Raw genomic sequence first — 14085 nt, 5'->3', positions numbered from 1 at the left:
TGGGGGCCGGCCACCCCGCTCCGGGCGGTCAGGCTTGATCCCTCCGCGGGGCGGCCGGCCCCCAACCCCGCCCGTGATCTAGCTGTAAAGACGACGACATAGGGGACATAGTGCTCGACGTCAACTTCTTCGACGAGCTGCGCATCGGTCTCGCCACCGCCGACGACATCCGTCAGTGGTCGCACGGCGAGGTCAAGAAGCCCGAGACGATCAACTACCGCACCCTCAAGCCGGAAAAGGACGGGCTCTTCTGCGAGAAGATCTTCGGTCCGCAGCGGGACTGGGAGTGCTACTGCGGTAAGTACAAGCGGGTCCGGTTCAAGGGCATCATCTGCGAGCGCTGCGGCGTCGAGGTGACCCGCTCCAAGGTCCGCCGGGAGCGCATGGGGCACATCGAGCTGGCCGCTCCGGTGACCCACATCTGGTACTTCAAGGGCGTGCCGAGCCGGCTGGGCTACCTGCTGGACCTCGCCCCGAAGGACCTCGAAAAGATCATCTACTTCGCCTCGTACGTCGTGACGAGCGTGGACGCCGAGTCGCGTCACCGTGACCTCTCGACCATCGAGAACGAGATCCTCGCCGAGAAGCGGCAGTCGGAGAACAGCCGCGACTCGGAGATCGAGAAGCGGGCCGCCAAGCTGGAGGCCGACCTGGCCGAGCTGGAGGCCGAGGGCGCGAAGGCGGACGTCCGGCGCAAGGTCAAGGAGGGCGGAGAGCGCGAGATGCGCCAGATCCGCGACCGGGCCCAGCGCGAGATCGACCGCCTCGACGAGGTGCTCGACACCTTCCGCAAGCTGGAGCCGAAGCAGCTCGTCACCGACGAGCTGCTCTACCGGGAGCTGCGCGACCGGTTCGGCGAGTACTTCACCGGCGGCATGGGTGCCGAGGCGATCAAGGCGCTGGTGCAGAACATGGACCTCGACGCCGAGGCCGAGAGCCTGCGCGAGACCATTCGCTCCGGCAAGGGCCAGCGGAAGATCCGGGCGCTCAAGCGGCTCAAGGTCGTCGCGGCGTTCCTGAACACCCGCAACTCGCCGCTCGGCATGGTGCTGGACTGCGTCCCGGTCATCCCGCCGGACCTGCGCCCGATGGTGCAGCTCGACGGTGGCCGCTTCGCGACGTCCGACCTGAACGACCTGTACCGCCGCGTGATCAACCGGAACAACCGCCTCAAGCGGCTGATCGACCTCGGCGCGCCCGAGATCATCGTCAACAACGAGAAGCGGATGCTCCAGGAGGCCGTCGACGCGCTGTTCGACAACGGCCGTCGCGGCCGGCCGGTCACCGGCCCGGGTAACCGTCCGCTCAAGTCGCTGTCCGACATGCTCAAGGGCAAGCAGGGCCGGTTCCGGCAGAACCTGCTCGGCAAGCGCGTCGACTACTCCGGCCGTTCGGTCATCGTGGTCGGCCCGAAGCTGAAGCTGCACCAGTGCGGCCTGCCCAAGCAGATGGCGCTGGAGCTGTTCAAGCCCTTCGTGATGAAGCGGCTGGTCGACCTCAACCACGCGCAGAACATCAAGTCCGCCAAGCGGATGGTCGAGCGGCAGCGCCCGGTCGTGTGGGACGTGCTGGAAGAGGTCATCGGCGAGCACCCGGTGCTGCTCAACCGCGCGCCGACCCTGCACCGCCTCGGCATCCAGGCCTTCGAGCCGCAGCTGGTCGAGGGCAAGGCCATCCAGATCCACCCGCTGGTCTGCACCGCGTTCAACGCCGACTTCGACGGCGACCAGATGGCGGTGCACGTGCCGCTGTCCGCCGAGGCGCAGGCCGAGGCGCGGATCCTGATGCTGTCCTCGAACAACATCCTCAAGCCGGCCGACGGCAAGCCGGTCACCATGCCCACGCAGGACATGGTCATCGGCCTCTACCACCTCACCCACCTCACCACCGGTGAGCGGGGCGAGGGCCGGGCGTTCAGCTCGGACGCCGAGGCTCGGATGGCGTTCGACGCCGGCGAGCTGCACCTGCAGGCCCCGGTGCGGATCCGGCTGCGCGGTCTGGTCGGGGTCGACAACGGCGCCGGCGCGCAGCCGTGGGTCGCGCCGGAGGGCTGGGTCGAGGGTGAGCCGCTCACCGTCGAGACCACCCTGGGCCGGGTGCTGTTCAACGAGACGCTGCCGCAGGGCTACCGCTTCGTGAACTACGAGATCCGCAAGGGTCAGCTCTCCGCGATCGTCAACGACCTCGCCGAGCGCTTCCCGAAGGTCGCCCTCGCCGCGACCCTCGACGGGCTCAAGGAGGCCGGTTTCCACTGGGCCACCTGGTCCGGCGTGACGATCGGCATGGAGGACGTCATCGCTCCGCCGCGCAAGCGGGAGATCCTGGAGCGGTACGAGAAGGAAGCCGACCGGATCGACAAGCAGTACCAGCGTGGTCTGATGACCGCCGAGGAGCGTCGCGGCGAGCTCATCGAGATCTGGACCAAGGCGACCAACGAGGTCGCCAAGGAGATGGACACCGCGCTGCCGCAGGAGAACCCGCTGTGGAAGATGATCAACTCGGGTGCCCGCGGTAACCTGCTCCAGCTCCGCCAGATCGCCGCGATCCGTGGTCTGGTGGCCAACCCCAAGGGCGAGATCATCCCGCGACCCATCAAGGCGTCGTACCGGGAGGGTCTCTCCGTGCTGGAATACTTCATCTCCACGCACGGTGCCCGTAAGGGTCTCGCCGACACCGCGCTGCGGACCGCCGACTCGGGTTACCTGACCCGTCGTCTGGTGGACGTCTCGCAGGACGTCATCATCCGCGAGGAGGACTGCGGCACCGACCGGGCCATCCCGATGCAGATCGGCGAGCGGCGCGACGGCAAGCTGTACGTCCACGAGCACGCCGAGACCAGCGTCCACGCCCGGACCCTGGCCGACGACATCAAGGGCCCGGACGGCACGGTCGTCGCCCACCGGGGCCAGGACATCAACTCCATCCTGGTCGACGCGATCGTCGCCGCCGGGACGGAGACGGTGCGGGTGCGCAGCGTGCTCACCTGCGAGTCGAAGCTGGGCGTCTGCGGTGCGTGCTACGGCCGTTCGCTGCCGACCGGCAAGACCGTGGACGTCGGCGAGGCGGTCGGCATCATCGCCGCCCAATCGATCGGTGAGCCCGGTACGCAGCTGACGATGCGTACGTTCCACACCGGTGGTGTCGCGGGTGAGGACATCACCCAGGGTCTGCCCCGGGTTCAGGAGATCTTCGAGGCCCGCGTCCCGAAGGGCAAGGCGCCCATCGCCGACACCCCGGGCCGGATCCGGATCGAGGACGGCGAGCGGTCGCGGAAGATCATCGTGGTGCCGGACGACGGCTCCGACGAGATCGTCTACGACAAGATCTCCAAGCGGGTCCGGCTGCGGGCCCACGACGGCGACCACGTCGAGGTCGGCGAGAAGCTCACCGAGGGCACCATCGACCCGCACGAGCTGCTGCGCATCCTCGGCCCGCGCGCGGTCCAGGTCCACCTGACCCAGGAGGTCCAGGAGGTCTACCGCTCGCAGGGTGTGCTCATCCACGACAAGCACATCGAGATCATCATCCGCCAGATGCTCAAGCGGGTGACGGTCATCGACTCCGGCTCGACCGAGTTCCTGCCGGGCGTGCTGGTCGACCGGGCGCTGTTCGAGTCGGAGAACCGCCGGCTCGTCGGCGAGGGCGGCGAGCCCGCCGCCGGTCGCCCCGTGCTGATGGGTATCACCAAGGCCTCGCTGGCCACGGACTCCTGGCTGTCGGCGGCCTCCTTCCAGGAGACCACCCGGGTGCTGACGGACGCGGCGATCCACGCCCGCAGCGACTCGCTGATCGGCCTCAAGGAGAACGTGATCATCGGTAAGCTCATCCCGGCCGGTACGGGCATCAGCAAGTACCGCAACGTCCGGGTCGAGCCGACCGAGGAGGCCAAGGCCAAGGTCTACTCGATGACCGGATACCCGGAGACCGACTACGGCTTCGGGCCGGCCAGCGGGCAGGCCGTGCCGCTGGACGACTTCGACTTCGGGTCGTACCGCTAAAGATCACGCACTGACGACGAGGCCCCCGGCGCACCGCCGGGGGCCTCGTCGCGTCGGGCCGTGCGCCCCGCCATGTCGGCGACCTGGTGGGGTCGCCGGCCCGGGATACCGCTATCTCTCCGTGGTCGGCTGGGATCGTCGCGGGGGACGGGCATGATGGAGGGCATGACGATCGCACCCGGGCAGGTGCCCGTCGCCCCGCACGGGGCACGCCATCCGCTCGACCCCGACCCGGTGCGCTCCAGCAAGGCCCGGGCGGTCTTCGCGCTCGGCCTGATGGGCGCGCTGACCGGGCTGTTCGTCGGCGGGGTGGTGCCGGCCACGCTCGCTCTCGTGCTGGCCCGGCAGGCCCGCCGTGAGGCGTACGCCTCGGGGGGTTTCCTCACCGGCGCGGCCTGGCTGCGGCGCGGGGAGCGCCTGGCCTGGGCCGGGCTGGTCCTGGTCGCGGCGGCCGTGGTGGCGGCCCTGGTGATCGGCCTGGTGCGGCTGGCCGGAGCGCCGTTCGGGCACGACTACGCCCCGAACGTGGACTGACCGTCCCGCGCGGGGGAGACGTCGACGCGCGCCCACGGGGTTGGCCGGGCGACGGTAGCCTGGCCGGTGTCCGTCGCGCGGCGGTGGACGACGACCGGCGACAGGAGGCCCTCGTGACGGAACCGGCGCGGCCCTCGGGCGAGTCGGCGGAGGGATCCGCCGCGCTCCCGGATCCGGCGGGGTCACCGGCAGCGCCGGAGGAGAGCCCGTGGGCCCGGCCCGCCGCCGGCACCGATCCGCAAGCACCGGGCACCCCCGCCGCCGACGCCCCGTCGTCGGTCTCCCCGCCGATCGGGAGCAGCGGCCCCTCTGCCGGCGCATTCCCGCAGCCCGACCCGTTTCCTGGGCCGGGTCCCGGGCCGGCGGCCGGCTCCCCGCCGCAGTTCGGCCCGGGCCCGGGGGCCGGCGACGTCGCGCAGCCGAGTTCCGGGCCACAGCCGGCCCCCGCCGTGCCGCCGGCTTCGCCCGTGCCGTCGGGCCCCGCCGCCCAGTCGTCTTCCTCGGCGCAGCCGGCTCCGCCCGCGCATCCGGGTCTCTCGGCACCACCGGCTTCTCCTGCCCAGCCGGGCCCCCCGGCACCGCCAGCTTCCTTCGTGCAGCCGTCTTCCCCCGTGCAGCCGGCTACCTTCGTGCAGCCGGGCCCCCCGGCATCGCCGGCTTCCCCCGTGCAGTCTGCTCCCTTCGTGCAGCCTGGCCACGCACCACAGTCGGCGGCCGGGCCGCATCCGGCTCCCGCTTCCTGGCCGGGGCACCCCGGCACGACCACCCATCCGGGGGGCGCGCCGGGTGGCTACCCGGGTCAGGCGCCGGGCGGTGCCTGGGGCGGACCGGGCGGCGGCTGGGGTGGGCCGGGCGCTGGCTGGGGGGCGGTGCCCCCGCCGCCGAAGGACGCGGCCCGACCGCCCAAGCGGGTCGACCCGGTGCCGGGCACCCCGTTCGGCGTGGTGCATCTCGACGTGCCCCCGGTGACGTCCGGGCTCGCGATCGGATCCCTGGTGGCGGGCATCGCCTCCGCCCTGGTGTCCCTCCTGGTGATCTGCCTCGGGGCGACCGCCGGCAGCCAGGGTGCCTGGGCCGCCGGTGTGTTCGCGGTCCTCGGGCTGCTGGCCGGCACGGCGGCGGTGGTGGCCGGTGCGCTCGGCCGGCGGCAGATCCGGCGTCCGGCGCCCCCGCCGGCGGTGCGCTTCACGGGCCGGGGGCTGGCGGTGGCCGGGATCAGCTGCGGCGTGGTGGGCGTGGTGCTCAGCCTGCTGGGTCTCGGCCTGGGGCTGCTGCTCGCCCTGAGCTGAGTCTCCGCCCGTGCTGGGCCCGCCCCGTGCTGGGCCCGCCCCGTGCTGGGGCCGCCCCGTGCTGGGGCCGCCCCGTGCTGGGGCCGCCCCGTCCTCCGGCTGGTCCGGCTTGATCGACACCATGTCGGCGACATGGCGGGGTCGCGGGTGCCTGGATGACGCCATGTCGCCGACATTGCGGCTCAGGGGCAGGGCGGGGCGGCGGCGTTACCCAGGGCCGACGGGCCGGGTGCCGCGGTAGCCGTTACACTTGTTTCTGTAGGTGCCCATCGCAAGTGGGCAGGCGCGACGGTTCGGCCGGCAGGGCGGTGACGCTGATCTCCGGGACCTCTCCGTTTTGACCTGTGCGGCTGTGATAGGTACTCTTTCCCCTTGTGCCCGGGCTCGCCCGGGCAACTCGTGCGTGCGTCGGAACCGGGTTCCCGGTGATCGCGCGGCGGCACGACAGAGAGCCAAAAGACCCGGCGCGCGGTGACCGTGTGCCGGTGACAGAAATCCGGTGCGCGCGCGAGCGACTGCACCGGGGACCGTGAGCCGGGCGACACGCCCGACCGCGGGTGCCGGGACCTCCGCAAGGCGGGCCTGGCCGGAATGTAGGAGAGCCTTTCCACGAGGGATGGCTACGAGCAGACGGCGCGGTCGCCGGAAGGCGGCCGAAGGGAGCGGAGAAACCCGGTGCCCACGATCCAGCAGCTGGTCCGAAAGGGCCGCCAGGCGAAGACGAGTAAGACCAAGACCCCGGCGCTGAAGGGTTCCCCTCAGCGGCGCGGCGTGTGCACCCGCGTGTACACCACCACCCCGAAGAAGCCGAACTCGGCGCTGCGCAAGGTCGCTCGTGTCAAGCTCAGCAGCCAGATCGAGGTGACCGCCTACATCCCGGGCGTGGGTCACAACCTGCAGGAGCACTCCATCGTGCTCGTCCGCGGCGGCCGGGTGAAGGACCTCCCCGGCGTGCGTTACAAGATCGTCCGCGGGTCGCTGGACACCCAGGGTGTCCGTAACCGCAAGCAGGCGCGCAGCCGTTACGGCGCGAAGAAGGAGAAGAGCTGAGATGCCGCGTAAGGGACCCGCTCCGCGGAAGCCGCTGGTCGCTGACCCGGTGTACAACTCGCCGTTGGTCACCCAGCTGGTGAACAAGATCCTGCTGCGCGGCAAGCGCCAGCTCGCCGAGCGCATCGTGTACGCGGCCCTGGAGGGCTGCCGCGAGAAGTCCGGCACCGACCCGGTCGTCACCCTGAAGCGGGCGATGGACAACGTCAAGCCGACCCTCGAGGTGCGCAGCCGCCGTGTCGGTGGCGCCACCTACCAGGTCCCGGTCGAGGTCCGGCCGGCCCGGGCGACCACCCTGGGCCTGCGCTGGCTGGTCACCTACTCCCGCGCCCGGCGCGAGAAGACCATGGTCGAGCGGCTGATGAACGAGCTGCTGGACGCGAGCAACGGCCTCGGTGCCGCCGTCAAGCGGCGCGAGGACACGCACAAGATGGCCGAGTCGAACAAGGCCTTCGCGCACTACCGCTGGTAACACATCTGGTTCCGGCGCCCGCGTGGCGCCGGAACCACCACCAGTTGTGTCGAGACGACGATAAGTAGGGATTGAAGTGGCCGCCGCAGACGCGCTCGCCAACGTACGCAACATCGGCATCATGGCGCACATCGATGCCGGTAAGACCACTACCACCGAGCGGATCCTCTTCTACACCGGTATCACGTACAAGATCGGTGAGGTCCACGAGGGCGCTGCCGTCATGGACTGGATGGAGCAGGAGCAGGAGCGTGGTATCACCATCACCTCCGCTGCCACCAAGTGTGAGTGGAAGGGCCACACGATCCAGATCATCGACACGCCCGGTCACGTCGACTTCACGGTCGAGGTCGAGCGGTCGCTGCGGGTGCTGGACGGTGCGGTCGCGGTCTACGACGGCGTGGCCGGCGTGGAGCCGCAGACGGAGAACGTCTGGCGTCAGGCCGACAAGTACAACGTCCCGCGGATGTGCTTCGTCAACAAGCTCGACCGGACCGGCGCGGACTTCTTCCGCTGCGTCCAGATGATGATCGACCGGCTGAACGCGACCCCGCTGGTGCTCCAGATCCCGATCGGGCTCGAGGGCGACCACATCGGTGTCGTCGACCTGATCGGCATGCGCGCCCTCACCTGGCGCGGGGAGACCCAGAAGGGTGAGGACTACGCGATCGAGGAGATCCCGGCCGACCTCGCCGACGACGCTGCCCAGTGGCGCGAGAAGCTGATGGAGACCCTGGCCGACGTCGACGACGCGGTGATGGAGAAGTACCTGGAGGGCGAGGAGATCTCCGTCGAGGAGATCAAGGCCGCCATCCGGCGGGCCACGATCGCCAGCAAGGCCAACCCGGTGCTGTGCGGCTCGGCGTTCAAGAACAAGGGCGTGCAGCCCATGCTCGACGCCGTGGTCGACTTCCTGCCGTCGCCGCTGGACATCCCGGCCATCGAGGGCACCGCGACCGACGGCGAGACGCCGCTGCAGCGGAAGCCGTCGAAGAAGGAGCCGTTCTCCGGTCTCGCCTTCAAGATCCAGACCGACAAGCACCTCGGCAAGCTCACCTACGTCCGGGTCTACTCCGGCGTGGTCGAGTCCGGGTCCCAGGTGGTCAACTCCACCAAGGACCGCAAGGAGCGGATCGGCAAGATCTACCAGATGCACGCCAACAAGCGGGAAGAGCGCGGCTCGGCCCAGGCTGGCGACATCATCGCGGTGCAGGGTCTCAAGCAGACCACCACCGGTGACACGCTGTGCGACCCGGCGAACCCGGTCATCCTGGAGTCGATGACCTTCCCGGAGCCGGTCATCGAGGTCGCCATCGAGCCGAAGACCAAGGCCGACCAGGAGAAGCTCAGCACCGCCATCCAGCGGCTGGCCGAGGAGGACCCGACCTTCCGCGTCAAGCTGGACGACGAGACCGGCCAGACGGTCATCTCCGGCATGGGCGAGCTGCACCTGGACATCCTGGTCGACCGGATGCGCCGCGAGTTCAACGTCGAGGCGAACATCGGCAAGCCGCAGGTGGCGTACCGCGAGACCATCCGCCGCAAGGTGGAGAAGGTCGAGTTCACCCACAAGAAGCAGACCGGTGGTTCCGGCCAGTACGCCCGGGTCATCATCAGCCTGGAGCCGCTGCCGCTGGACAACGACTCGCCGACCTACGAGTTCGCGAACGCCGTCACCGGTGGCCGCATCCCCCGGGAGTTCATCCCGTCGGTGGACGCGGGCGCCCAGGACGCCATGCAGTACGGCATTCTCGCCGGCTTCCCGCTGGTGGGTGTCAAGCTGACGCTGGTGGACGGCCAGTACCACGAGGTCGACTCGTCCGAGATGGCGTTCAAGATCGCTGGCTCGATGGCGCTGAAGGAGGCGGCCCGCAAGGCCGACCCGGCGCTGCTGGAGCCGGTGATGTCCGTCGAGGTCACCACTCCTGAGGAGAACATGGGTGACGTCATCGGCGACCTCAACTCCCGCCGTGGCATCATCCAGGCGATGGAGGAGCGCAGCGGCACCCGCATCGTGAGGGCGCTGGTGCCGCTGTCGGAGATGTTCGGCTACGTCGGCGACCTGCGGTCGAAGACCCAGGGCCGGGCTAGCTACAGCATGCAGTTCGACTCCTACGCCGAGATTCCGGCCTCGGTGGCCAAGGAGATCATCGCCAAGGCGACTGGTGAGTGACGCTCGCCTGAGCTGATCCGATGAATCGGGGCTGGTCGCGGGAGGGATCCCCGCCCGCGGCCACCTCGGTCGGGTTGTGTGAGACCGGGCCTGTAGGCTTCATCGCCGCAGAACCCACAAAAGCTCTCCGGCCGTCAGGCCGGAAAGGCTGTCGACAGAGTCCTAAGCGCCTACCTGGCGTGCCGGGGCGAGAAGAACCAAGAAGTCCACAGGAGGACACCAGTGGCGAAGGCGAAGTTCGAGCGGACTAAGCCGCACGTCAACATCGGCACCATTGGTCACATCGACCACGGTAAGACGACGCTGACGGCGGCCATCACCAAGGTCCTGCACGACCAGTTCCCGGACCTGAACCCGTACACCCCGTTCGACGAGATCGACAAGGCGCCGGAGGAGAAGGCCCGCGGCATCACGATCTCCATCGCGCACGTCGAGTACCAGACCGAGGCGCGGCACTACGCGCACGTCGACTGCCCCGGGCACGCCGACTACATCAAGAACATGATCACCGGTGCCGCGCAGATGGACGGCGCGATCCTGGTGGTGGCGGCGACCGACGGCCCGATGCCGCAGACCCGCGAGCACGTGCTGCTGGCCCGTCAGGTCGGTGTGCCGTACATCGTCGTGGCGCTCAACAAGAGCGACATGGTCGACGACGCCGAGCTCCTGGAGCTCGTCGAGCTTGAGGTCCGCGAGCTGCTCTCCTCGCAGGAGTACCCGGGCGACGACCTGCCGGTCGTGCAGGTCTCCGCGCTGAAGGCGCTCGAGGGCGACCCGGTGTGGACCGAGAAGCTGCTCGAGCTGATGAACGCGGTCGACACCGCGATCCCGCAGCCGGAGCGCGAGACCGAGAAGCCGTTCCTCATGCCCGTCGAGGACGTCTTCACGATCACCGGTCGTGGCACCGTCGTCACCGGTCGTGTCGAGCGTGGCGTGCTGCTCCCGAACGAGGACGTCGAGGTCGTCGGCATCCGCGAGAAGGGCTTCAAGACCAAGGTCACCGCGATCGAGATGTTCCGGAAGACCCTGGACGACGCGCGCGCGGGTGAGAACGTCGGTCTCCTGCTGCGTGGCACCAAGCGCGAGGACGTCGAGCGCGGCATGGTCGTCATCAAGCCGGGCACCACGACCCCGCACACGGAGTTCGAGGCGACGGTCTACATCCTCTCCAAGGAGGAGGGCGGCCGGCACACCCCGTTCTTCCAGAACTACCGCCCGCAGTTCTACTTCCGCACCACGGACGTCACCGGCGTCGTCACGCTGCCCGAGGGCACCGAGATGGTCATGCCGGGCGACAACACCACGATGAGCGTCAAGCTCATCCAGCCCATCGCGATGGAGGAAAACCTCAAGTTCGCGATCCGGGAGGGTGGCCGTACGGTCGGCGCGGGTCGGGTCACCAAGATCGTCAAGTGAACTGGGTAACCCCGATTAGCGTCGCCGCCGGTCGTGCGGCATACTAGTCAGGTTGCGTAACGGCAGTTCCTCGCCCGTGTCCGGCATCCGCTGGACCTCCGGGTCGTTGAACAGTCGCGCGTAGGGTGGTTGGCCTGCCACTGTGCGGCCAACCACCCTCGCACGGCGTCCGGGTCGCGGTGAACGCGATCGGCGCCATTGACCCACCGCATGGCCAGCAGAGCTCCGGGGTCCCGGGGCGGAGCCTGGTCCTAGGGCGCGACACGCCCGACCGCGGGGGTCGGCGGAAGTGGGCCTGCACCAGCCGGTGCAGGCGCCCGCAACACAGCGGCATCGAGAGAAGGAACAGAAGCCACCATGGCGGGACAGAAGATCCGCATCCGGCTCAAGGCCTATGACCACGAGGTCGTCGACTCCTCGGCTCGGAAGATCGTCGAGACGGTGACGCGTACCGGGGCGCAGGTCGCTGGCCCGGTGCCGCTGCCCACGGAGATCAACCGTTTCTGCGTTATCCGCTCGCCGCACAAGTACAAGGACTCGCGCGAGCACTTCGAGATGCGTACGCACAAGCGGCTGATCGACATCATCGACCCGACCCCGAAGACGGTCGACTCGCTCATGCGCCTCGACCTGCCGGCTGGCGTCGACATCGAGATCAAGCTGTAGGGACCGGACAAATGGACAGGCAAGTCAAGGGGATCCTGGGCGCCAAGCTCGGCATGACCCAGGTCTGGGACAACAACAAGGTTGTGCCCGTGACCGTGGTGCAGGCCGGCCCGTGCGTCGTCAGCCAGGTTCGTAGCGCCGAGAAGGACGGTTACTCCGCGGTCCAGCTCGCGTACGGCACCATCGACCCGCGCAAGGTCAAGAAGCCGGTCAGCGGGCACTACGCGAAGGCGGACGTGGCGCCGCGCCGGCACATCGTCGAGCTGCGCACCAAGGACGCCGCGGACTACTCGCTGGGCCAGGAGGTCACGGTCGAGCAGTTCCCGGTGGGCGTCACCATCGACGTCACCGGCAAGACCAAGGGCAAGGGCTACGCCGGCCCGATGAAGCGGCACGGCTTCCACGGTCTGCGCGCCAGCCACGGTGTCGAGCGCAAGCACCGCTCGCCGGGCTCGATCGGCGCCTGCGCCACCCCGGGTCGCGTCTTCAAGGGCACCCGGATGGCGGGTCGGATGGGTGGCGTGCGCTACACCGTCCAGAACCTGACCGTCCAGGCGGTCGACACCGAGAACAACCTCCTGCTCGTCCGCGGCGCCATCCCCGGCCCGAAGGGCGCGCTGGTCCTGGTCCGCACCGCGGCCAAGGTCAAGGCGAAGAAGGGCGGTGCGGCCAAGTGACCACCGTTGACGTGCTCAACGTCGAAGGCACGAAGAGCGGCACCGTCGAGCTGCCGTCCGACGTCTTCGACGTCCAGGCCAACATCGCGCTGATGCACCAGGTCGTGGTGGCCCAGCTCGCGGCCGCCCGGCAGGGCACGCACAAGACCAAGACCCGCGGCGAGGTCGCCGGTGGCGGCAAGAAGCCGTACAAGCAGAAGGGCACCGGTCGGGCCCGCCAGGGTTCGATCCGCGCGCCGCAGTTCGCCGGCGGTGGCGTGGTCCACGGCCCGGTGCCGCGCGACTACAGCCAGCGGACCCCGAAGAAGATGAAGGCCGCCGCCCTGCGTGGCGCCCTCTCCGACCGGGCCCGCGCCGGCCAGGTGCACGTCGTCGAGGCGTTCGTCTCGGGCGAGAAGCCGTCGACCAAGGCCGCCCTGGCCACGCTGGCCAAGCTGACCGAGGCGCGCCGCGTCCTGGTCGTGCTGAGCAGCACCGACGAGCTGAACTGGGTGTCGCTGCGCAACGAGCCGCGGGTGCACCTGATCGAGGCCGGCCAGCTCAACACGTACGACGTGCTGGTGGCCGACGACGTGGTCTTCACCAAGGACGCCCTGGACGAGTTCCTGGGTGTCCCGGCCGAGACCACCGAGGAGGGTGACAAGTGAGCACGATCGCCGATCCGCGTGACGTCATCATCGCGCCGGTCGTCTCGGAGAAGAGCTACAGCGAGCTGAACCGGAACTGGTACACCTTCCTGGTGCACCCGGACGCCAACAAGACCGAGATCAAGATCGCTATCCAGCAGATCTTCAACGTCCGCGTCCTGACGGTCAACACGCTCAACCGCGAGGGCAAGCGCAAGCGCACCAAGACCGGCTTCGGTCAGCGCAAGGCCACCAAGCGGGCGATCGTGAAGCTGGCTGACGGTGACCGTATCGAGGCCTTCGGCGGCCCGGTCAGCTGAGGGGTGTAGACAATGGCTATCCGTAAGTACAAGCCGACGACGCCGGGCCGGCGTGGCTCGAGCGTCGCCGACTTCGCCGAGATCACCCGGTCGACGCCCGAGAAGTCGCTGCTGGTTCCGCTGCCGAAGAAGGGCGGGCGTAACGCCCACGGCCGGATCACCGCGCGGCACCACGGTGGCGGCCACAAGCGCCAGTACCGTCTGATCGACTTCAAGCGGGTCGACAAGGACGGCGTCCCGGCGAAGGTCGCGCACATCGAGTACGACCCGAACCGCACCGCGCGCATCGCGCTGCTGCACTACGCCGACGGCGAGAAGCGGTACATCATCGCGCCGAAGGACCTGAAGCAGGGCGACGCGGTCGAGTCCGGTCCGGGCGCCGACATCAAGCCCGGCAACAACCTGCCGCTGCGCAACATCCCGGTCGGTACGACGATCCACAACGTGGAGCTTCGTCCGGGTGGCGGTGCCAAGCTGGCCCGCTCGGCCGGCGTCGGCATCCAGCTGCTCGGCCGGGAGGGCGCGTACGCGACCCTGCGTATGCCGTCCGGCGAGATCCGGCGGGTCGACGTGCGCTGCCGCGCCAGCGTCGGCGAGATCGGCAACGCCGACCAGTCGAACATCAACTGGGGCAAGGCCGGCCGGATGCGGTGGAAGGGCAAGCGCCCGACCGTCCGTGGTGTCGCCATGAACCCGGTCGACCACCCGCACGGTGGTGGTGAGGGCAAGACCTCCGGTGGTCGCCACCCGGTCAACCCGCAGGGTAAGCCCGAGGGCCGCACCCGTCGTAAGGGCCAGCCGAGCGACCGGCTGATCGTCCGCCGCCGCTACGCCACGCGTAAGCGCGGCTGAGGGAGATAAGAC

General features: G+C 69.4%; 12 protein-coding genes. All 12 read left to right on the top strand.

The genetic code is table 11. The features are described from left to right. Positions 1-110 precede the first annotated feature (110 nt). The 12 genes from LPU61_RS09545 (at position 111) to rplB (ending at position 14073) form a co-directional block, all read left to right on the top strand. On the top strand, positions 111-3998 hold the full coding sequence (locus LPU61_RS09545; protein WP_043965489.1) for a DNA-directed RNA polymerase subunit beta': 3888 nt from the start codon (positions 111-113) through the stop codon (positions 3996-3998). Between the two features lie 165 nt (positions 3999-4163). Next, on the top strand, positions 4164-4532 hold the full coding sequence (locus LPU61_RS09540; protein WP_043965490.1) for a hypothetical protein: 369 nt from the start codon (positions 4164-4166) through the stop codon (positions 4530-4532). Positions 4533-5452: 920 nt separating this feature from the next. Next, on the top strand, positions 5453-5821 hold the full coding sequence (locus LPU61_RS09535; RefSeq protein ID WP_043966510.1) for a DUF4190 domain-containing protein: 369 nt from the start codon (positions 5453-5455) through the stop codon (positions 5819-5821). Between the two features lie 675 nt (positions 5822-6496). Continuing rightward, positions 6497-6871: a 30S ribosomal protein S12 gene (gene rpsL, locus LPU61_RS09530; protein WP_014440718.1), complete on the top strand. Its 375-nt coding sequence runs from the start codon at positions 6497-6499 to the stop codon at positions 6869-6871. Between the two features lies 1 nt (position 6872). Further along, on the top strand, positions 6873-7343 hold the full coding sequence (gene rpsG, locus LPU61_RS09525; RefSeq protein WP_013735957.1) for a 30S ribosomal protein S7: 471 nt from the start codon (positions 6873-6875) through the stop codon (positions 7341-7343). A 76-nt stretch (positions 7344-7419) separates the two neighbouring features. Beyond that, positions 7420-9516, top strand: coding sequence for an elongation factor G (fusA, locus tag LPU61_RS09520; RefSeq protein WP_043965497.1), 2097 nt, complete (start codon positions 7420-7422; stop codon positions 9514-9516). 222 nt (positions 9517-9738) lie between these two features. Next, entirely contained in the window at positions 9739-10932 is a 1194-nt protein-coding gene (gene tuf / locus LPU61_RS09515; RefSeq protein ID WP_043965499.1) for an elongation factor Tu, read from the top strand. Between the two features lie 357 nt (positions 10933-11289). After that, a complete protein-coding gene (gene rpsJ / locus LPU61_RS09510) occupies positions 11290-11598 on the top strand; it encodes a 30S ribosomal protein S10 (RefSeq protein WP_007073037.1) in 309 nt (102 codons plus the stop codon). Between the two features lie 11 nt (positions 11599-11609). Next, the gene (gene rplC, locus LPU61_RS09505; protein WP_043965509.1) at positions 11610-12275 is read left to right on the top strand and encodes a 50S ribosomal protein L3; all 666 of its coding nucleotides are present in this window, start codon (positions 11610-11612) and stop codon (positions 12273-12275) included. After that, positions 12272-12922: a 50S ribosomal protein L4 gene (rplD, locus tag LPU61_RS09500; protein WP_043965511.1), complete on the top strand. Its 651-nt coding sequence runs from the start codon at positions 12272-12274 to the stop codon at positions 12920-12922. The genes rplC and rplD overlap by 4 nt, the downstream gene beginning before the upstream one ends. Beyond that, on the top strand, positions 12919-13221 hold the full coding sequence (gene rplW, locus LPU61_RS09495; RefSeq protein ID WP_007073034.1) for a 50S ribosomal protein L23: 303 nt from the start codon (positions 12919-12921) through the stop codon (positions 13219-13221). The genes rplD and rplW overlap by 4 nt, the downstream gene beginning before the upstream one ends. Before the next feature lie 12 nt (positions 13222-13233). Further along, on the top strand, positions 13234-14073 hold the full coding sequence (rplB, locus tag LPU61_RS09490; RefSeq protein WP_043965513.1) for a 50S ribosomal protein L2: 840 nt from the start codon (positions 13234-13236) through the stop codon (positions 14071-14073). Positions 14074-14085 lie beyond the last annotated feature (12 nt).

The organism is Micromonospora sp. NBRC 110038 (assembly GCF_020884815.1).
Lineage (GTDB): Bacteria > Actinomycetota > Actinomycetes > Mycobacteriales > Micromonosporaceae > Micromonospora > Micromonospora haikouensis.
Note: the sequence above shows the minus strand (reverse complement) of the source record. Positions and strands in the feature narration are given on the sequence as shown.